Source organism: Balneola sp. EhC07, assembly GCF_001650905.1.
In the GTDB taxonomy this organism is placed as follows: domain Bacteria; phylum Bacteroidota; class Rhodothermia; order Balneolales; family Balneolaceae; genus Balneola.
In genome coordinates, this window is sequence record NZ_LXYG01000016.1 from 319032 (window position 1) to 339564 (window position 20533).

Consider the following 20533-nt stretch of genomic DNA (forward strand, 5'->3'; position numbering starts at 1 on the left):
TACACAAACAATTATATAAGTAAATTAATATGAGTACAGGAACAGTAAAGTGGTTTAATTCAGATAAAGGATATGGTTTTATAACACCTGACGAAGGTGGAAAAGACTTATTCGTACACCACTCTGAAATTCAAACTGATGGCTATGCAGAATTAAAGGATGGTCAAAAGGTAGAATATGAAGTAGGCGAAGGTCAAAAAGGACCATGCGCAAATAATGTTGTTGGTTTATAAGCCAATCATTACGTAGTTCCTGACTTAAAGAAAGGAATTTTCGGAAGCTTGCTTCCAACATAAAAATTAAAGCCTTGTTCTGTTTTCAGAGCAAGGCTTTTTTTATGGGCAAGATTAATAAATAGAAATCATTGAACAATAGTTTTTCTTTTCTTCAATCTTCGAACAAGATTTTCACTTCTACCTGATTAAGTTGATTGTGAGTTGCAAAAAAATTTTTCTTAGTACCAAACCATTTTAAAGCTTCTTGTTTACTGATATTCGTCGTTTTGTCCAGTAAATAGGAGTGCCAACTACTAAAAGGCCAGTTATTAGGAGTTTTCACAAAACCATGATGTACGGGGTTATTATGGATGTAGGCGATTAAACGAACGAAATATTTATCTGAATCGATTAGCTTACGCCTGAAATTGGGAATGAAGAGACTGCCTTTACGATCGTATTTCTTGTTGATGGATTTGGTATAAGAATTAAAAAGATTGGAGAATTGTTGGCTAACAATACTGTTCTCCAAACCTCCAAGGTCTGCCAGACCTTGGAGGTTTGGTTTATTCTTTTTCTTTCTAACAAATTCCAAAATTTCATCTTCTTTTCTAACCCGTATCATCAGATGTAGATGATTAGGCATCAGACAATAAGCAAATGTTTCTGCTACGGGATGAACATAATGTTGGTAACGCCGCAAGAAGTACCGAAAATTTTCATCACACCGAAATAAGTTTTCATTTCCATTGGCATGTGTCCAAATGTGATAAATATTTCCACTTTCAAGTGTTATCCGAGGTTGTGCCATGTTTCTTGAATTGTTTAAGTTGTTCAAGTAAGACCGATAAATGCTTGATTCCTTACAAAATATTATCGATTGCTTCTTGAAATGATAAAACCCTCAAAAACGTTATTCGCAGAAAGACAAAGGGTTAAAAGATTTGTATCTTCTAAGTCTACTCGAATTTTTAAAATTATTCTGAAATGAGCGACAAATTTAAAAGCACTAAACAAACATTTGAAACGGGTAATGGGGAAGCTACTTTTTATAGTCTTCCTAAGCTTACTGAAATGGGTTACGATAAAGTCAGCCGACTTCCATTTTCGATAAAGATCTTATTGGAAGCCGTGTTGAGAGAAAACGATGGCTACGCAATAACAGATGCTGACATCGAAACACTGGCTACCTATAACGCAGAAAGCCCTGAAGGAGAAATTCCATTTAAACCATCACGTGTAGTTCTGCAAGATTTTACCGGAGTACCGGCAGTAGTTGACCTTGCTGCTCTTCGTTCTGCAATGCAACGAATGGGTGGGAAAGCAACCGATATCAATCCGCAGGTTCCTGTTGATCTGGTTATTGACCACTCTGTTCAGGTTGATATGTTTGGCCAAGATGCGGCGCTCATGTTCAACGTTGAAAAAGAAATGGAGCGTAACAACGAGCGTTACGAATTCCTTAAATGGGGTAAAGAAGCTTTTGATAATTTTAGAGTAGTGCCTCCGGGACGTGGAATCGTTCATCAGGTGAATTTAGAGTATTTAGGTCGTGGAGTGTTTACCCGTGAAGAAGTTGACGGAACTAAAACGGCTTATCCTGATACGCTGGTAGGAACCGATTCTCACACAACTATGATCAACGGACTCGGTATTTTAGGTTGGGGTGTTGGTGGAATTGAAGCGGAAGCAGCCATGCTTGGTCAGCCTATTTCTATGTTGGTTCCTGAAGTAGCCGGAATGAAATTAACCGGGAAACTCCGTGAAGGTGTAACTGCTACTGATCTTACTCTTACTGTAACACAAATGCTGAGAAAGCACGGAGTGGTTGGTAAGTTTGTGGAATTTTATGGCGACGGTATCAGCAACATGAGTTTGCCTGATCGCGCTACAATCGCAAATATGGCTCCGGAATATGGTGCAACGATGGGCTTCTTCCCAATTGACAGCGAGTCGCTCCGCTACATGAGAAGAACAGGTCGTTCAGAAGAGTTAGTAAGTTTGGTTGAAAATTATACCAAAGCTCAGGGATTATTCAGAACGGATGATACTCCTGATCCTGAATTTTCGACTACACTTGAATTAGATCTAAGCACAGTAGAAACTTCTCTAGCAGGACCAAAACTTCCGCACGACAGAATTACACTCAGCAACATGAAGAAAGCTTTCGAAACTTCTTTGACCAGTGATAATCCTACGATGGGTTTCAATCTCGCTCAGGAAAGACTCGCCAGCAAAGGCTTGTATAAGAATGGTCAAGAAATTGAAATGACTCATGGTGATGTAGTAATTGCTGCTATCACAAGCTGTACAAACACTTCTAATCCAAGTGTAATGTTAGGTGCAGGAATTGTAGCTAAAAAAGCTGTTGAGCGTGGACTAAAAGTGCCGGCTTATGTGAAGACTTCTCTCGCTCCGGGATCAAGAGTTGTAACCGAGTATTTACAAGAAGCCGGTTTAACTGAATACATGGATAAGCTTGGGTTCAACTTAGTTGGATATGGATGTACAACTTGTATTGGTAACTCTGGTCCATTGCCTGAGCCTGTAGAAAAAGCGATCAAAGACGGGGATCTTATCGCTGCCGGTGTTCTTTCCGGAAACAGAAACTTTGAGGGACGAATTCATCCATGGGTAAAAGCTAATTTCTTGGCTTCACCTCCACTAGTAGTTGCTTATGCTCTTGCCGGAACGGTTAATATTGATATGAATAATGACCCAATCGGTAAGGATAAAGATGGAAATGATGTTTATCTGAAAGAGATCTGGCCAACAACAGAAGAAATTGCAGAGCATTTAGACAACGCAATTCGCCCGGATCTTTTCGACAAAATGTATTCCGATATTTTCGAATCTCCGACCTGGGAAGAAATCCCTGTTTCCGGTGGAGATCAATTTGCATGGAGCGAAGATTCAACCTACATACAGGAGCCGCCTTTCTTTATGGATATGAAGGAAGAGCCTGAGCCGATCAAATCTATTGAAGGTGCTCGTGTTCTTGTAAAAGTTGGAGATTCCATTACAACAGATCATATTTCTCCGGCAGGGAACATCAAAGAAGACGCTCCTGCTGGTGAATACCTGAAAGCGCATGGAGTCGAAAAGAAAGACTTCAACTCTTACGGATCCAGAAGAGGAAATGACCGTGTTATGACGCGTGGTACATTTGCTAATGTTCGATTTAAAAACCAATTGGCTCCGGGAAAAGAAGGTGGGTTTACTGAGTATCATCCAACCGGTGAGATCACAACTATCTACGATGCTTCATTGAAGTATAAAGAGAATAACACTCCACTGATTGCCATAGCTGGAAACCAATACGGAACGGGTTCGTCTCGTGACTGGGCTGCTAAAGGTACAAATCTGCTTGGAGTGAAAGCGGTTATTGCGGAATCTTATGAAAGAATACACAGATCAAACCTGGTACAAATGGGAGTTCTTCCTTTACAATTTAAAGAAGGAGAAACTCCGGAATCTCTTGGTTTAGATGGTTCTGAAACATTTACTATTCATTTAAGTGATGATATAAAAGCTCGTGAAGATGTAAAAGTAACAGCGGTAACTGAGGATGGTAAAGAGATTAATTTTACTACAAACAGTAGAATTGACACGCCGGTAGAGGTAGACTATTATCGAAATGGTGGAATCCTCCATACCGTACTTTTAGATTACTTAAAGAAAAGTAAAAACTAAGAGTTAATTATTTTTTTAGTTTAATTAAAAGCTCCGTTTGTGAATGCAGACGGAGCTTTTTTCTTTTTTACAGAAAAAAACCTGATATTGGAAAAATTTAACTCGGGTAAAAGTGCAAAAAATAGAGCACACTAAATTACTTGTTCATTCCATTCAGAGTATTGGCAGGGCAGTAGAACTTAAAGAACTTCTTGTAAAGAGTATGAACGCAATACAAACAGTATTGGGTGCAGAAGCCAGTACGTTAATGTTGCTGGATAAAGGTACAGGAGAGTTAAATGTGAGTATCCCCACCGGTCCTGTTAAAGATGAGATTACAGGTTTTAAAATTCCGAAAGATAAAGGAGTTAGTGGTTGGGTAATCCAAAATAATAAAGCATTCTTAAGTAATGATGTTTCGAAAGACGATGCTTTTTGGCAAGATCTTAGTGCGGACTTTGAAACCAAAAGTCTGCTCTGTGTCCCATTAAGAGATAGAGATGGAGAAGCTTACGGTGTCTTGCAAGCAGTAAATAAAGAACTTGGTCTTTCATTTCTCGAAGAAGACTTAGAAGTATTTAAAATACTTGCTGAACACATTTCTTTAGCCATTCAAAGAAACAGAGAATATGATGAAATGGAAGCAAAGCTTGAGAAAAAAACACTGCTTTTGTCAGAGACTCATCATAGGTTAAAGAATAACTTATTTGCTATTTCAGCACTTATGGAACTGGAATCCAACAGGCTGGAAAATGGAGATTCCATTGACATTCTGAGGAATGCAAGCTCCCGACTTAAATCGATAGCTCATCTTCATTCGTTATTATATGAAGATAGTGATACAAATGAAGTTGGTCTAAAGGTATTTTTAAACCATATAATTGGAAGTATTAAGAGTATTTACAATCAAAATGAAAAAACAATCCGGATTGAGGCTCAAATTGATGATATAGAAATACCGGCTGAGTTATCTATTTTGTGTGGACTCACTTTAAATGAGTTACTTATTAATGCATTTAAACATGCTTTTTTTGATAGAAATGCAGGCACAATTAATATCAGAGTCAGGAATTTAGCGAATGAAAAAATTCAATTGAATCTGTCAGATGATGGAGTTGGGATGCCTGTCTTAAAAAATCAATCAGATCACTTATTTGTTGTTCATGCTTTTGTTAAGCAAATGAATGCAAAGATCACTCATACACCGAGTGAAACAGGTACTAGTTTCACAGTAGAAATACCATTATAAATTTCTATTCTCCCTATCTTGTAAATTATTATTCCGCCTTTTGTTTTTTGGGCTGAAAAAAGCATCTTTACAGTTTATAAGTTTATGTCTGACAACCATCAAAATATGAGACTGTTGCTTCATGCGATTGAGGGGATCAATCGTACAATGGAGCTAAAACAACTTCTTCTGAAGTGCATGGATTCGGTATGTTATGTTGTTGATGCCGAAGCAAGTTCTTTGATGTTGTTAGATAATTCAACCGGAAGATTACATTTAAGTGTTCCAACAGGTCCTGTAAGAGATGAGGTAAAGGGTCAGATCATACCAAGAGATAAAGGAGTTGCTGGTTGGGTTTTAAAGAATGAGAAGCCATACCTGGTCAATGATATGGCAAAGAGTAAAGAGTTTTTTGGGGATATAAGTAAGGGCTTCAAAACAAGAAATATGATTTGTGTTCCAATGTTCGATTCAAAGAACAACGTAATTGGAATTATGCAGGCATTGAATAAAAAAGAGAGCCGGGAGTTTGCTGAAAAAGATATTCCGGTGTTAGAAACTCTGGCGGCACATGCAGCATTGTCTATCGAAAAGGCTAAAGAAGTTGATGATCTCAAAAATACAATCAAGGACAAAGAGCATCGATTAAAAGAGGTCCATCAGGGTTTTGAGAATAGTTTATCTGCATTAAATGCACTGGTTCAGTTACAGGTTCCATTGCTTAGTGATGAAAATGCTAAGTTTTTGATGAAGTCTACCGGTTCCAGAATTGAAACTATAGCGCATGCTCACAAAATTCTGTTTAATTCAGAAGATAATGAGCTGATAGATGTAGGATTCTATTTGGGCCATCTCACATCAACGATTGTCGAAATATTCGGAGATTATGACAAGGACATAAGCTACAATCTGGATATCGATAAAATAGAATTAAAAGCCAGCACAGCTTTAACAGCAGGCCTTATCATAAATGAAGTTATTCTGAATATGTACAGAGATGCTTTTATCGGTTATGATAAAGGTAAGATCGCAATAGCTGTAAAAAAAGATGGCGGAGATAAGGTTTTAATCAGTATTTCAGATAATGGAAACGGTATTTCTGAGTATCTGGATGGAACAGTTGCAGGGAATCTCGCATCAATTGTAATTCAAACTCTGGGTGATAAACTTAACGCAGAATCCAGACAGCATATGAATGAAGATGGGGGGACAACATTTACATTGATATTCTCAAGGGAAACAACGAATCCGCCTTCAATATAGTCCTTTCATAGTAAACACTTTCAAGGCAATTTTTTTCAAAGGGGTTTTTAAAATTAGCTGAACCAATATTTTTCTAAAAAAAGGGAAAGATTGCTTTCTTCCCATTCTCATATTCCATTCAGCTCTGCGGGAAGCTTTTTTTACGATCTTCTTTTGTTGTTTCTGGTAATCCGATAAAAACTCAGTTTCTTTTTCAGGATTCATCTTAATTTTGGATAAAGCCTTTGCCAATAACCATGCTCCAATCCACCCCAGATTCATTCCTTGTCCTCCAATAGGACTAACTACATGAGCGGCATCTCCACAAAGAATAACACGATCTTTAAAATAATTCTCAGCTGAAAAATTCTGAACACCAAAACTACTTATCATGGTGTTTTTGAGAGTTTTTAAATCAGTACCAACGCGTTGTTTTACAAAATCAGCCAGTATGTTTTGGGTTGGAGAATCAATATATGAGTCGGTTTTTACCACCCAACGACGCATGTTATCCGGAAGAGGAAAAGATTCTATCAAACCTTGCTTAGGTAAAAATACTACTGCTTGATCTTCAAAAGAGGTGTTGTCATCAAAATCGCCCATAATGTAAGTGTCGGGGTATTGCTTACCTTCATAAAGGATGCCGGTATCCTTGCGAACGAGACTGTTTTTGCCGTCACATCCTATAATATATTTTGAGGTGATGCAATATTCCTTTCCTGCTTTTTGATACCAACAAGAAACATCCTGATCAGATTGTTGAACACGTGTAACGGTGGCTTCAGAAATTAAACCCTCAGGATTAAGTTCTTGGAATTTGGCAAGCAAAATTCTTTCCGTATAAAACTGTGGGCAAGCCAGAATAAAATTAAAAGGCCCTCCAAGCTGATCGAAGTTGATAATTCCTAGTACTTTTTTTCCATTATGAGCTAACCCTTTTTTAATAGAAATTCCTTTTTCAAGAAACTCATTTACCAATCCTGTTTTTTCAAATAACTCCAGAGAGACTGGATGGATCCCGAGAGATCTTGAATCCTGTACAGGCTCAGCTCTTTTTTCAAGAATGGTGCAATCTATTCCTTGTTTAGAAAGACAAATTCCCAGAAAAAGTCCTACAGGCCCACCACCCACAATAGTTATTTCTGATTTATTCTTTTTCATAGATTAAAATCAATCTGAAGGGAATAATCCGGTGAACTTTCCAATTGTCCGGGGCTACTTTTGATAGCTCATCAAATGTATAGCTGCGTTTTATTGAAATCCTGCCATCATAAGAAATGAATGAGTTTTTGAAGAAAAGTTTAGAGAGCACAGTAAAAAAAATGTAGCCTAAATCACTTCTTTCAATATCATTAAAGATGACCTTTTTTGTGGCAAGAAGTTTTGCTTCATAGCAAATAGTTTCAAAAGAAGATTGATCTAAGTGATGGAGCAGATGGTTTGAAATCACAAAGTCATATGAAGCTTGCTCATTAACCAGGTCGGTAGATAAAGCGTGTCTGAAATGTATGTTTGAAGGGATTTCTAAAGTTTGGATATACTCTAAAGAACGGGGATCAGAATCAATAGAAGTTATATTTAGATGAAAACCATCTTCAGTTGCTAATTTTGATAGATGTAAGGAAATATCTCCACCTCCGAAACCTATATCCAATAAGCTGGCTTTTCCATTTTGTTGTTCTAGTAGCGGTTTAATTTCTTTTTTGTAGATGAGATCCCATCTTGATAAGAGTTTATTGATCGTTCGAAACTGGCGATATGTATTTTTTAATTTCTCGGAATCACAGTTTGGGTCATCCATTAACTCCCGAAGCTCAGGTTTTCTATGACGTAAAAAAAGGGGCATCAAACTACCTTTAATAATCCACTTTCAATAGTAAGTCCAGGACCAAAAGCCATTGGTAAAATTTTGGAATTTTCTTTGGGATTGGAATTCATCAATTCATTTAAAACAAAAAGAACGGTAACGCTACTCATATTTCCGTATTGAGCCAGAGTTTTCCGGGATGCTGCGACCTGATGTTCTTTGAGGTTTAAACCGGACTCTATTTTATCTACAATTGCTCTGCCTCCGGGGTGGATAGCCCAATAATCAATATCAGAAAGTTGAAGATCATATTTATCAAAAAGAGGCTGTATTACTTGTTTTAGATTGCTTTCAATTATATCAGGAACGTAAGTTGACAAGATCATATCAAAGCCGTGATCTCCAATATCCCAGGCCATATCTTTTTCTCCGTTGGGAGTCAGAGAAGAAGCAAATCCCTGAATTTCGTAGGAAAGTTTCGGAGGTTTTTTTTGGCTTACCAATGCACCTGCAGATCCATCAGCAAAAACAGAAGCTGATATCAGGTTATCTAAATCCGTTTTCTGTTGAAAATGCAGAGAGCAGAGTTCGGTAGCTACAATAAGGACCACTGCATCCGGATTGTTCTGACAAAAAGAGTGAGCCATTTTCAATGCAGGGAAAGCCGCAAAACATCCCATAAAACCTAAATGGAAACGTTCTGTTGAAGGCAAAAGCCCGAGCTGTTTTACAAGATCATAATCAGGTCCCGGCGCGTAAAAACCGGTACAAGAAACTGTAATTACATGAGTAATATCTTCTTTCTCAAAATGGGGATTTTTGTCCAGTAGCTTTTTCCCGGTTTCCACAAATAAAGAAGATGCTGATGTTTTATAGACCTCATTTCTTTCCCCTGTAGTTGGAGTGGAAGTAACGGAGCCGTTCAGGTAAGGGTTCGGTTTTTCAGTTTGATGGAATTCATTGATCACAGAATGCCTTTTTTCAATTCCTGATTGCGAATAAATTCTATGCAGAATGGCTTGAGTTTTTCTGTCTTTAGCTAGAGCAGATTTCATGATTTCCCGAACTGAATCCTGAGAATTTGATCCTTCAGGGACAGAAGTTGATATGTCGTGAATATATACAGGCATCGTTAAGTTATATTATACAACTAACTCTACGAATTTGTATCACGAATAGTTCATGTTTTAGGTGAGGAAGTGAGAATCACTAATCACCAACGGTCAACCTGTGAAAACGAAAGTTATGAAGAACTGCAGCAACAGATAATCCTGAAATCAAACCAACCCAGAGCCCTTCGGGACCAAAATCTGAAATTATTCCCAGATAATAGCCAATAGGAAAACCGATCAGCCAGTAGGCAATAAAGTTTACGATCATTGGTCTTCGGGTATCTTTTAAACCTCTTAACGCTCCAAAGCCCCCAACCTGAAGTCCGTCTGAAATTTGAAACAATCCTGCCATAAATAACAATGATACTGACATTTTACTCACCAATGGGTCATCAGTATAAATGCTGATTATTGTTTCCGGAATCGAGAATAACATAATTGCAGTTAGAGTCATTATAGAGCCACACATAGCAATACCTACAAATCCGCGAAGTCGTGCATTTGATAAAGAACCTTGTCCAATTGAAAAACCAACACGTTGAGTAATGGCCATGGAGAGACCGAATGGAATCATAAATAAAGTGGCAGCTACATTTATTGCAATTTGATGGGAGGCTGAAGCTTCAACGCTAAGAGTCCCCATCAAAACGCTTACACTGGCAAAAAGTAGAATTTCCATGGCGGTACTCGCCCCGTTCGGAATTCCAACACGAAGAAATTCACTGAATATTTTTGGATCGGGACCTTTGGTTCGGGCAAAAATATCAAATCTCTTAAATGGTTTAAACCTCATCATGAAACCAATAAAAATAATAGCTGCAAAGAGGTTAATTAATGAAGTCGCATAACCTGCACCAACAGCTCCCATACCGGTTATTCCCAGCCCGCCATACATAAATATATAATTGGCTCCTACATTCAGAACCAGACTTATAGCTGCGATATACATAGCGGGTTTGGTTACAGATAAACCTTCGCTGAAATAGCGAACTCCGGCATATGCAAACAAAGGGAGCAGGCCCCAGGATATAGCTTTCAGGTAGTCAGTAGCGATAGGTACGATCTCACTTGTAACCCCAACTAAGTTCATGATGATATCCAGGTTTCGAGTAAGGAAAAAAGTGGGAATAGTGAGTAACAAAACCAGCCAAAACATTTGTCGGGCACTGGTTCCGATTTCCTTAAATCTTCGGGCTCCTAAATGTTCAGAAACAATAGGATTGATCGCTATCAGTGTTGCCATGCAGAAAATGGACAAAGGCAGATACATGGCATTGCCAATAGCTACTCCGGCAAGATCAAGTGCAGAGAGATTACCTGCCATTACTGTATCAGTGAAGTTTAACCCCATCCGCATTAACTGAGTGGCAATGATAGGACCACCTAATTTCAGAAGAACAGAACTTTCTTTTTTTATTTTTGAGGATGTAGCCGGCATGTTTATTTCTTAGCCGGTAATGGTACGAAGAAGCAAGGTGAATGGTAAACTATTCTGTTTCATTTCCTGTAAAAAGTTCAAAACTTAATGTAAAGGTTGTTCCCTTTCCTACTTCTGATATGAAATTGATTTCACCGCCATGTTCTTCAACTACTTTTTTGCTGATGGCAAGACCTAAGCCGGTTCCGCTTGATTTTGTACTGAAGTTTGGAACAAAAATAGAGTGTTCATTTTCTGCCGATATTCCCTCTCCATTATCTGTGATCTCAATATATGCTTTGTAATTAGTGTGACGGCTTTTTAAAGTGATGATACCTTTACGACGTTTGGGTATGGCCTCAATCCCATTCTTAACTAGATTGATGAATACCCTTTGCAATTCATCTTTTACACCATTCACCCAAAGCGGGGTTTTATTCAAACTAAGGTCGATCTTTATCGATCCTTCATTTGAGTACAGGTCAGCTACATTTTGAAGGATTTCATTTAAGTCAATTTTGGTGAACTCTTGCTCTAAAGGACGTGCAAATTTTGAGAAATCAGAAGCAATTCGGCTTAAAGATTCGATCTGATCGATCATATTTGAATTTATCTTGGCGACTTTTTCTTTTAACTGCTCAGGATCAATATCAGTTGCTTTAATCTGGCGCTGTAAATGTTGAAGATTTAACTTCATTGGAGTAAGCGGATTTTTGATCTCATGAGCTACTTGTTGCGCCATTTCTTTCCAGGCAGCTTCTCGCTCTGCCTCTACCAGATTCTTTCTCAATTCCTGTAACCGGTAAACCATAAGGTTAAAAGCATTAGTGAGCGCCCCAATTTCATCGTTACTTTTGACCGGCAATGTAGTTTCAAGACTACCATCAGAAATCGTTTTTATTCCTTCTGTTAATTCTTCAAGAGGATTAGTCATTCTGTTAGCAATCAAAGCAGCGGCAAAGATGAATACTCCGAATACCAAAACAAAAAGACCTACCAGATAACTTATAGTGGTAAGTAGTTGTTCATTGAACGTAGGCGTTTTTAAAAAAGTAGGAATCGCTGCAATATTGGTCATTACTCCATTTTTTTTAACAGGAGTGTAGCCAATTAAAAATTCCAGCTCACCCAAAGTAAATTGTTCAATTTCTATTTCACTGCCATTAGTTACCATAGCATTGTAGACATTCCAGGGTACCTGAGCAGGTAACAAGTGTTGAGAAAATATTTGTGGGGCAGTTGATCCAACCAAAGTGTTGCCTTCAAAAAGTACAGCATCAGAATTGATGAGGGTACTGGATAACAGAAGCGTCTGGTTAATATCACTTTCTTCACTATTCTCAAACGTTGAGTTTATACCCACTAGCTTATTTTCCAGTTCGTCAATAGTGATTTCCTGGCTTTGGTTTGTTATTGCTACTGAGGATGTTGCAATTAATGCAATCAGGCAAAGCAAAGAAGCTATTATAAAGCGGTCAATAAACCGATCTCTGAATTTTCTGTTAGATTCAAAAATCTTAAAATCTCTTCGCCATTGAAGGATTATTGATATAATAAAAATGGAGATCAGCAGATAAAAGAAGAATCTCAGAATAGAAAAAACATGGTTGAATAAAGTAACCTCTAGGGTAGAAACTTTAACTACCTTACTTGGTGATAGCTTCCAGAATAATTCTACAACCTCAGCTCCGTGAATGGTCTCAGAAGTTACAAACAAAGAATCCTGATTTAATCTGGAATCAATTTCTTCTGAGAGCATAGTGTAATTAGGAATTTCTAAAGGCAATCCGGAAAGAGAGTTCCTGGTTAGTATTTTGTTCTCATATTCACTTAAAAGAAAAGTGGAGTACGTGTCCTCTTCTTTTTTACTGGCAACTACAGCTCGTAAAGGTTTTCTGTATTGTGGCTGTTCCTGATACACCGAGCATATGATCCATCCCAGTTTTTCTTCGCTGGTTGGAGATTTGAAAAATGGAATCCAACCCTGTCTGAATGAAGTGTATTTTGCTGGGGGCTGCTCGAGTGGATTTCTTCGAATAATAGGCCTTATTCGTTCTCTTCTGATACGTTCCTGTACATAAGGCACTTCCAGACTGAACATGTCGTAGGCTTTTGTCCATCCCGGAGCATTTAAATTAGAAGTGAATTCTGATATAGGATCACCATTGCTATCTATTAATTGAACTGAAAACGAAAATGTTTGCCAATCGGGGTTTTGGCGAAAAAGCAGTTCGATTTGGGAATTGAATTCAGAGGTTATTAGTGATTCATTATCTGTAGAAGAGAGTTCAAGTTTTGATAATACTTCTTCCAGAATATAGAGTGTTTCCACCGTAATGGTCTCGATCTCAAGTTCGCTTTCTTTTGCAAAGCTCATGGCCTCATTTTTCATAGTATCTGCTCTCCAGTCCATTTGGCCATAATAAAAAGGAGCATAGGCTAGTGCGGAGGACACGGCGCAAATTAAAAGAAGGAGCCTCAACCGTGATTTGTCTCTAAGGTTTAGAAACCCATTCCATGAAAAATAAGAGATTGCAATAAGGAGGGAAAAGAGGATGCTTACCAGCAACAGTATCCAGACTTTTTCTGAGTTCAGGTGGTAAAAATAAAGAGCTAACAGAGTCAGAAAAAAACTAATGCTAAGCAGAGCAAGAGATATAAATCCTTTTGCACTAATCGATTTTAACAAAAACGTGAATAAGTAAACTATTGACCATGAAGATGCTATCCATAGTACACCCGCAAAAAGGAAATACAAAACTATACTGAGCTCAGGAATCAGACTCAGATCGTTCAGGTTAAGTGATGTTTCGGCTGCAATTCTAAAAAGGGATAAAGATATACCAACTAGTACGAGTGCAATCAGAATTCCGATTACAGAATTTATAATTACCCCATACGTAAACGGTAGCTTGTATTTGAATGATTTGTTGGAGTAGTAGAAGTCCGTAATAAAGACGGCAAATGCGAACGCAAGAAATGAGTTGAGTCCCAGATAAAAAAGTTCTGTTTGAACGGTTTGTGTCCCTAAAACAAGATCCAGATCAAGAAAAGGCAAGAGAAGCCAGCTCAGAATCCAGAATACAAAAATTGAAGCTGTAGATATAAGAAAAACCTTCTTGGGATTGTATATGAAGGACAAAGAAGAGAGGAAAAGCTCTGTGATAAATATTATCAGTACAATAAATATCAATCGCAGTTTTGAGTGGTCTGCTTTTCTTGACTCAGAAAATGTATCTATATCATCTTCAGCAGCATAAACTGTTGTGGTAAAGTTACCTTCTTTAAAGGATTGCTCGGTCTTAAAAATTACTTCATCAGGAATTGGTTCATTAATACTAAAGTGAACAGGGAAATTGAAATCTATACCAAGAACATCAGATATGCTTAATTCCGTGTCACTTCCAAGATCCAGAACATTAGTTTGTTTTAGTTTTTTTGCAGAAGTGAGAGAGTATGAGTTACCAAAATCATCATAAAGCCATTGTGTAGCTTTAATAGCCAAAACATTTTGAACGTTAACAATCTCTATCAGAAGAGTATCTGAGATAGCTAATGGTTCATTATTCGGGATTCTAAAACCTGTCCAAACCAAGGCTTTTGTGCTATCTCGTAATTCTACTCCCCAAAAGTTTGTTTCTTTATTGATAAGGTCGTGTATCTGTTCAGAGGAGGAATCTTTAGATAGTAACGGAGTAACCTGTTTCCCGAGTAGTCTGCTTTTACTTTTAAAATCTGTTATGAATCTTTCTAAAACTTTAACCGCAGATCCTACATTTTGAGCAGCCATCTCTTCAATCTCGGATTCAGAAGGCGGGTTGGTATAAAAGTTAACTTCCAGGATTACCAGACTTAGTACACTCAACAAAAGAAGAGAAAACAGCGCGGTAATTTTTTTGGATTTTATAGCTTTCACTTTTAAATGAGGTTAGGAATATTGCTATCGTGCTCACCTTTAAGCACTGAAACTATAGCTTTAGATGCAAGCATGCCTATTGCTTCCCTGGTTTCAAAAGTTGCGCTTGCGATATGTGGCAACAGAACACAATTTGGAGCTTTAAGTAAATCGCGATGAACTTTGGGTTCATTTTCAAATACATCTATTCCGGCTCCGGCAATGATCTTATTTTGAAGTGCATAAGCAAGAGCTGCTTCATCTACTACAGGCCCACGCGAAATGTTGATCAAAATAGAATGTGAGGGCATTAGCTTCAAAAGATTTTCATTAACTAAATGATGCGTTTCATTTGTTAAGGGACAATTTAAACTAAGTACATCAGAGTTTTTTGCCAGTTCCTCAATTGTAGAAACAAATGTAGCATTGAGAGAGTCTTCAATTTGAGGGCTAACTCTGGAACGATTGTGATAGGCTATGTTCATTCCAAAAGCGCGAGCCCGGTGTGCAAAAGCTTGTCCAATTCTTCCCATCCCAACGATTCCAAGGGTTTTCCCTCTCAACTCTATCCCCAAAAATCCCAGCGGTTCCCATCCGGAAAAGTTCCCTTCTCTTAGATATTGTTCAGCCTCATTAAACTTTCTTGTTACAGCCATAAGCAACCCCATGGCAAAGTCACCACATGCTTCAGTAAGAATATCCGGAGTGTTGGCTACTTTTATTCCAAGGGTTTTGGCAGTTTCTACATCTATGTTGTTATAGCCAACAGCAAAATTGGCTACTATTTTCAAATTCTGAGCGGATTCTAAAACTTTTTTTGTAATAGGATTGGATAGCATACAAAGGAGTGCATCATAATTCGTAATGGCATTAATGAGGTTATTCTCATCTTGAAACTCTCCTTTTGCACCAACTTTGACAATAAAATGTTCCCGAAGATAGGCTAAGTTTTTTTCAGGGATTGGCTCTGTTACAAGAACTTTAGGAATTTGCTGAGCCATTTCAATTTAATTTACTTCATCTTTGATATGAGTGATCTTTGCATCATTCCACATTTTTTCGATGTTATAGTAATTCCTTTTTTCTTCACTCATTACATGAACTACAATGTTAACATAGTCTAAAATAATCCAGGCTCTGGAGCTGCCACCTTCTTTTCTCCAGGACTTTTCTGAGCATTTATTCAATACATCTTCCTCTACAATGTCGGCAAGTGCCTTAACTTGTACATCGGAATTACCATGGCATATTACAAAAAACTCTGCAAGTGTAGTTAATTCAGAAACATCTAAAACAGTAATATCATTAGCCTTTTTACTCAATAAAGCCTCTGTAATAGCATCTAAAACTTCAGTTGTTTTTAGATCTTCTTCAGAATAAGCGTTCGAAAATTGTTCTTTTTTTGGCAATGTATCTATTTTAGTTTAATTAGTATTTAGATCTTGATAGTCTTTTCCAAGTACAACCGTAACGTCAAGATAAAAATCATCGGACTCTTCACGGATTATATTTTCCTCACTCACACCAAGAGCATCTGCAACTCTCTTTGCATTGTTAAATGACGAGCTTCTGGAAATTACAAAAGTATTCTCAACATCAAATCGTTCAAAATTTCCCACCTCAACAACATCAAACCCATTATTTCTTAACAGATTCGTAAAATTATTTGCGATCCCTGATTCTCCACAACCATTCAAAACCTCTAATTGAATAATAGAACCAATTAATTCAGAAGGTTGATCAGCTCGTTGATTGAAAACTCTTGGATAAATGATGCGAGTAAAAAGCGCAAGCAACAATCCGAGTAGAAGAACGCTCAGGAACCCAATTGCGGAATTTAAATAAAGATCTTTAGATGTTGAGTTCTTCTCGTCTTGATGATGAGCCATTCAGGAATTAATAGAACCTAGAATTAAATCGGTTAAAATTGTTATACCCGAAAGGTGAAAGCCCATAAGGACTATAAGGAGATCTTTGATACTGGAAACTTATAGTCGCTCGATCACTGATCTGATAATTTAATTCTGCATTACTTAGCATTACTCGTGGTTCGTTTTGGCCTGTACCGTATAAATTATTTCCACCAAACGGAGAGTGAAAAAAGGAAACGTCAACGCGCCCCTGTAGTCTGTCACTGAATGCAATATTCATAGTATTAGTGTATGCATTCAGGTTTTGATATGAACCACCAACAGAACCGAAACTCATAGAATATGAATGGCTCATTTGAACTTTGTTTTCAAAAAAATCAGCCAATTTACTTTGTACAGTCGCACTTTGGGTATTAACAACCGCTCCTCTGTAATCAAAAGGCTGTGAAACATCACCGCGCATTTGAGCTTTGGCGTCAAAGGTTAGCAATAATATGATTGCAGGTAAAAAGTAATAAAGATGTTTTTTCATGATGTAATAATTTGGTTCGTTAACGTTGAACCGCACCTATAAGTATAATCAAACAACGCATAATAATAAATAGGAGTTCAAATGAAGTTGAATTGAAAAAGATTGAATAAAACGCTATCTTTCTCAACTTTTGAAAACAGCAATTTAAAACTCCATTCAACCCAAGGAGAGATGAAACTCACCGATTTTAGATACGAACTAGAAGGATTAAACGTACCAGAAGAACCACTCAAGAAAAGAGATGACGCTCGACTTATGGTTCTTAACAGAGCAGAAGAAACTATTGAGCACAAAAAATTTTCTGATATACATGAATATTTAAACGAAGGCGATGTTGTAATCTATAACAACACAAAGGTATTTCCTGCTCGCTTAAATGGTAAAAAAGAAAAAACAGAAGCAGATATAGAAGTATTCTTGTTGAGAGAGCTTCAGCCGGAAAATATGCTTTGGGATGTTTTAGTTGAGCCTGCCAGAAAAATCAGAATCGGGAATAAACTCTATTTCGGAGAAGAAGACGATGAGTTGATGGCAGAAGTTGTTGACAATACAACCTCAAGAGGACGAACAATTCGATTCCTTTTTGATGGCGGTTACGACGAGCTGTATGAAAAATTAGATTCGCTTGGTAAGATGCCTCTTCCTCCGTACATCGAAAGAGAGCCTGTTGATGAAGATAAAGATAGATACCAAACAGTGTATGCAACAGAAAGAGGAGCAGTTGCTGCGCCAACAGCCGGAATGCATTTTACAGAAGATCTGATCAAAAAGATCGAAAAGAAAGGGGTTGAAATGCTTCCGATCACCCTTCATATCGGTTGGGGAACATTCCGAAATGTAGAAGTGGAAGATCTTACAAAGCATAGAATGGATTCGGAAAATTATTTCCTTTCAAAAGAAACTTCCGACAAAATAAATGTCGCTTTATCATCTAAAAAGAATAAAGTAGTTGCTATTGGGACAAGTGCAGTTCGCGCAATTGAAACAAGTGTGATGGCAAGCGGAATGTCAAAAATGGGAACAGGTTGGACTGATAAGTTTATTTACCCTCCCTACAATTTTAAAATAACGGAAGGTTTGATTACCAATTTTCATCGCCCGGAATCTACTTTACTTATGCTGGCAGCGGCATTCGGGGGTTACGATTTTATGATGAAGGCGTATGAAGAAGCTAAAAAGGAAAACTATCGCCTATTCTCATTTGGCGATGCAATGTTGATCCTTTAATTGAAATCGAAGGCGGTCATAATTCCGGCTGCCGGGTCAGGAACCCGTTTGGGTTCCGATGTGCCCAAGGCATTTATTGAGGTTTCAGGTAAAACTATACTTCAGAGATCCATCGAGTGTTTTCTGAATATTGATGGAATGATGCAGATCATAATTCCTGCTCCAAAAAATTATATCAGTACTTGTAAGCGTATATGCTCGGAGCTGGAGAGTAGATCCGTTAGTCTTGAAGTAGTTGAAGGTGGTGCTGAAAGGCAATACTCGATCTGGAATGGAATAAAGGTTTTAAACTCCGGTGTAGAGTTGGTAGCTGTGCATGATGCTGCTCGTCCTTTCGTGAAAGAAGAGTTCATTGTTAGCTGTTTTAAAACTGCAGATGAATTTGGAGGTGCTGTATTAGGTATCCCGGTTAAGGATACTATCAAGGAAGTAAAGGAAAACCTTGAAGTTAAAAATACTCCTGAAAGAAGCTCATTATGGCAAGCACAAACCCCTCAGGTGTTTACAAAAGACCTGATTGTTGATGCATATAGATCAGCATTAGAAGAAGAATTTTTAGGAACAGATGACGCCTCTTTGGTTGAGCGAATTGATGGTAAAGTAAAAATGGTGATGGGAGATTCAGAGAACCTGAAAATTACATATCCTGTAGATTTAAAAATGGCAGAGACAATAGCGGAGGGCTGGAATGAGTAGCATAAGAATCGGTTATGGGTACGATGTGCACAAACTAGTGCCAAACCGAAAGTTAATCCTGGGTGGGGTTGAGATAGCTCATGAATTAGGACTGGACGGACACTCAGATGCAGATGTTTTGCTTCATGCAATAACCGATGCGTTATTGGGGGCTCTGGCATTAGGGGATATTGGAACTCACTTTCCGGATACAGATCCGAAATATAAAAATGTAGACAGCAGAATTCTTCTCTGTGATGCTTACAAGCTGATTCAAAGCAAAGGGTATAAATTAGGAAATCTGGATGCTACCGTAGTAGCTCAGGAGCCTAAGCTAAAGCCATATATTCCTCAAATGAGAGAGTTGATCTCTTCGGATTTGAATACAGTAATTGAAAATGTTTCTGTAAAAGCTACTACTTCGGAATGGTTGGGGTTTGAAGGTAGAAAAGAAGGGATTTCAAGTTCTGCTGTAGTTCTTCTCTCAAAGTTGGATTAAATGGCAGATCAAATTGTACAAAATATAGTAGACTGGATTAATGTGGTTCCGCCAATTGGAATTTATTTGATCTTTTTTGGAATTGCATATCTTGAAAACCTGATCCCTCCAATGCCGGGAGATGTAATAGTTGCTTTTGGTGGTTATTTAGCCGCTGAAGGGACGGTTTCATTTATGCTCTTATTTGTTGTTACAGTAGTTGCTTCTGTTGTAGGTTTTATGAATATGTACTGGTTTGGAAAGAAGTGGGGGTCACAAATTGAAGAGAATCCGAAGAGTCATTTTTTATTGAAATTCATTGACTATAAGTATTTTCAAAAAGGAAAAAAATGGATGAATAAATGGGGGCAATGGGTTGTGTTTGGAAACAGATTTTTAGCAGGGACCAGATCAGTAATTTCCCTCACCACAGGCATGAGCGGTTTAAAGGTTTCCTATACTGTAATGAACTCTTTTCTCAGTTCAATTTTGTGGAACGCTCTGCTTCTTGGAGCCGGTTGGTATGTTCAGGATAATTGGGAAATAATCGGAAGGTATTTATCCAACTATGGAAAGTTAATTTTAGGTGGGATTATTGTGGTAATAGCACTAAAATTCTTAATTTTCAGGTCCAAAAAAAAGGGTGTGGGAAACTCAAAATAGTTCATGATTTTTTTCACAAGGACTTGTTGACTATAAGATGAACTATGAGTATTTTTCCAGTCTTTCGAAAATGCCAGTGTAGCTCAGTTGGTAGAGCAACGGTTTTGTAAACCGTCGGTCGTCGGTTCGACTCCGGCCACTGGCTCATTCATTTGATTTATTGAAAAGAATTTGGGGAGATACCAAAGCGGCCAACTGGGGCAGACTGTAAATCTGTTGTCTTACGACTTCGTAGGTTCGAATCCTGCTCTCCCCACGCAAAAGCGAGCGTAACTCAATTGGTAGAGTGTCACCCTTCCAAGGTGAATGTTGCCGGTTCGATCCCGGTCGCTCGCTCATTGGAATAGAAGCCGATATAGCTCAGAGGTAGAGCACTTCCATGGTAAGGAAGGGGTCGTCGGTTCAAATCCGACTATCGGCTCTGTCGGTAATCGTTTTACAAATTTAATTAACACAAACAAGACAAAGACATGGCAAAAGAGACCTTTCAACGCACCAA

Annotated in this window: 18 protein-coding genes and 4 tRNA genes; 12 read left to right on the forward strand and 10 right to left on the reverse strand. The window is 38.0% G+C overall.

Annotated features, from left to right (window positions below):
* The first annotated feature begins 29 nt into the window (after window positions 1–29).
* Window positions 30–233, forward strand: a complete 204-nt coding sequence (locus tag A8B79_RS08965; RefSeq protein ID WP_066221212.1) for a cold-shock protein — start codon at window positions 30–32, stop codon at window positions 231–233.
* 154 nt (window positions 234–387) lie between these two features.
* Here A8B79_RS08965 and A8B79_RS08970 read toward each other — a convergent pair whose 3' ends face one another.
* Window positions 388–1026, reverse strand: coding sequence for a hypothetical protein (locus A8B79_RS08970; RefSeq protein WP_066221215.1), 639 nt, complete (start codon window positions 1024–1026; stop codon window positions 388–390).
* Window positions 1027–1202: 176 nt separating this feature from the next.
* Between A8B79_RS08970 and acnA the strand changes: the two genes are divergently transcribed.
* From acnA to A8B79_RS08985, 3 genes are all read left to right on the forward strand, one after another.
* Window positions 1203–3908 (forward strand): aconitate hydratase AcnA, encoded by a 2706-nt coding sequence (gene acnA, locus A8B79_RS08975; RefSeq protein WP_066221217.1) that lies wholly within the window; start codon window positions 1203–1205, stop codon window positions 3906–3908.
* Window positions 3909–4020: 112 nt separating this feature from the next.
* The gene (locus A8B79_RS08980; RefSeq protein WP_066221220.1) at window positions 4021–5136 is read left to right on the forward strand and encodes a GAF domain-containing protein; all 1116 of its coding nucleotides are present in this window, start codon (window positions 4021–4023) and stop codon (window positions 5134–5136) included.
* An 84-nt stretch (window positions 5137–5220) separates the two neighbouring features.
* On the forward strand, window positions 5221–6378 hold the full coding sequence (locus A8B79_RS08985; protein ID WP_066221222.1) for a GAF domain-containing protein: 1158 nt from the start codon (window positions 5221–5223) through the stop codon (window positions 6376–6378).
* Here A8B79_RS08985 and A8B79_RS08990 read toward each other — a convergent pair.
* The 9 genes from A8B79_RS08990 to A8B79_RS09030 all read right to left on the reverse strand — a co-directional run bounded on the left by A8B79_RS08990 (window position 6370) and on the right by A8B79_RS09030 (window position 16991).
* The gene (locus tag A8B79_RS08990) at window positions 6370–7518 is read right to left on the reverse strand and encodes an FAD-dependent monooxygenase (protein ID WP_066221225.1); all 1149 of its coding nucleotides are present in this window, start codon (window positions 7516–7518) and stop codon (window positions 6370–6372) included. The two genes, A8B79_RS08985 and A8B79_RS08990, sit on opposite strands and share 9 nt — an antisense overlap.
* Window positions 7505–8203 carry a methyltransferase domain-containing protein gene (locus A8B79_RS08995; RefSeq protein ID WP_066221227.1) on the reverse strand — a complete coding sequence of 233 codons (699 nt, stop codon included), beginning with the start codon at window positions 8201–8203 and terminating at the stop codon, window positions 7505–7507. Before A8B79_RS08995 ends, A8B79_RS08990 begins: the two co-directional genes overlap by 14 nt.
* Entirely contained in the window at window positions 8203–9294 is a 1092-nt protein-coding gene (locus tag A8B79_RS09000) for a type III polyketide synthase (RefSeq protein ID WP_066221229.1), read from the reverse strand. The genes A8B79_RS08995 and A8B79_RS09000 overlap by 1 nt, the downstream gene beginning before the upstream one ends.
* A gap of 79 nt (window positions 9295–9373) precedes the next feature.
* Window positions 9374–10714: an MATE family efflux transporter gene (locus tag A8B79_RS09005; RefSeq protein ID WP_066221232.1), complete on the reverse strand. Its 1341-nt coding sequence runs from the start codon at window positions 10712–10714 to the stop codon at window positions 9374–9376.
* Between the two features lie 49 nt (window positions 10715–10763).
* The gene (locus tag A8B79_RS09010; protein WP_066221236.1) at window positions 10764–14609 is read right to left on the reverse strand and encodes an ATP-binding protein; all 3846 of its coding nucleotides are present in this window, start codon (window positions 14607–14609) and stop codon (window positions 10764–10766) included.
* Window positions 14610–14611: 2 nt separating this feature from the next.
* Entirely contained in the window at window positions 14612–15589 is a 978-nt protein-coding gene (locus A8B79_RS09015; protein ID WP_066221239.1) for a 2-hydroxyacid dehydrogenase, read from the reverse strand.
* Between the two features lie 6 nt (window positions 15590–15595).
* On the reverse strand, window positions 15596–15997 hold the full coding sequence (gene rsfS, locus A8B79_RS09020; protein ID WP_066221241.1) for a ribosome silencing factor: 402 nt from the start codon (window positions 15995–15997) through the stop codon (window positions 15596–15598).
* Between the two features lie 15 nt (window positions 15998–16012).
* A complete protein-coding gene (locus A8B79_RS09025) occupies window positions 16013–16477 on the reverse strand; it encodes a LytR C-terminal domain-containing protein (protein ID WP_066221247.1) in 465 nt (154 codons plus the stop codon).
* A gap of 7 nt (window positions 16478–16484) precedes the next feature.
* Entirely contained in the window at window positions 16485–16991 is a 507-nt protein-coding gene (locus tag A8B79_RS09030) for a hypothetical protein (protein WP_235603642.1), read from the reverse strand.
* Between the two features lie 171 nt (window positions 16992–17162).
* On the opposite strand from A8B79_RS09030, the gene queA reads away from it, so the two are divergent.
* From queA to A8B79_RS09070, 8 genes are all read left to right on the forward strand, one after another.
* Window positions 17163–18218: a tRNA preQ1(34) S-adenosylmethionine ribosyltransferase-isomerase QueA gene (gene queA, locus A8B79_RS09035; RefSeq protein WP_066221316.1), complete on the forward strand. Its 1056-nt coding sequence runs from the start codon at window positions 17163–17165 to the stop codon at window positions 18216–18218.
* Complete coding sequence (gene ispD, locus A8B79_RS09040) at window positions 18219–18914, forward strand: 2-C-methyl-D-erythritol 4-phosphate cytidylyltransferase (RefSeq protein ID WP_066221249.1); 696 nt, start codon at window positions 18219–18221, stop codon at window positions 18912–18914.
* A 1-nt stretch (window position 18915) separates the two neighbouring features.
* Window positions 18916–19392, forward strand: coding sequence for a 2-C-methyl-D-erythritol 2,4-cyclodiphosphate synthase (ispF, locus tag A8B79_RS09045; RefSeq protein ID WP_066221319.1), 477 nt, complete (start codon window positions 18916–18918; stop codon window positions 19390–19392).
* The gene (locus A8B79_RS09050) at window positions 19393–20034 is read left to right on the forward strand and encodes a DedA family protein (RefSeq protein ID WP_066221252.1); all 642 of its coding nucleotides are present in this window, start codon (window positions 19393–19395) and stop codon (window positions 20032–20034) included.
* Window positions 20035–20106: 72 nt separating this feature from the next.
* Window positions 20107–20179 (forward strand) — tRNA-Thr (locus A8B79_RS09055).
* 28 nt (window positions 20180–20207) lie between these two features.
* A tRNA-Tyr gene (locus A8B79_RS09060) sits at window positions 20208–20290 on the forward strand.
* Window positions 20291–20297: 7 nt separating this feature from the next.
* Window positions 20298–20370 (forward strand) — tRNA-Gly (locus A8B79_RS09065).
* A gap of 13 nt (window positions 20371–20383) precedes the next feature.
* Window positions 20384–20455: transfer RNA gene (locus A8B79_RS09070), tRNA-Thr, on the forward strand.
* Window positions 20456–20533: the final 78 nt, after the last annotated feature.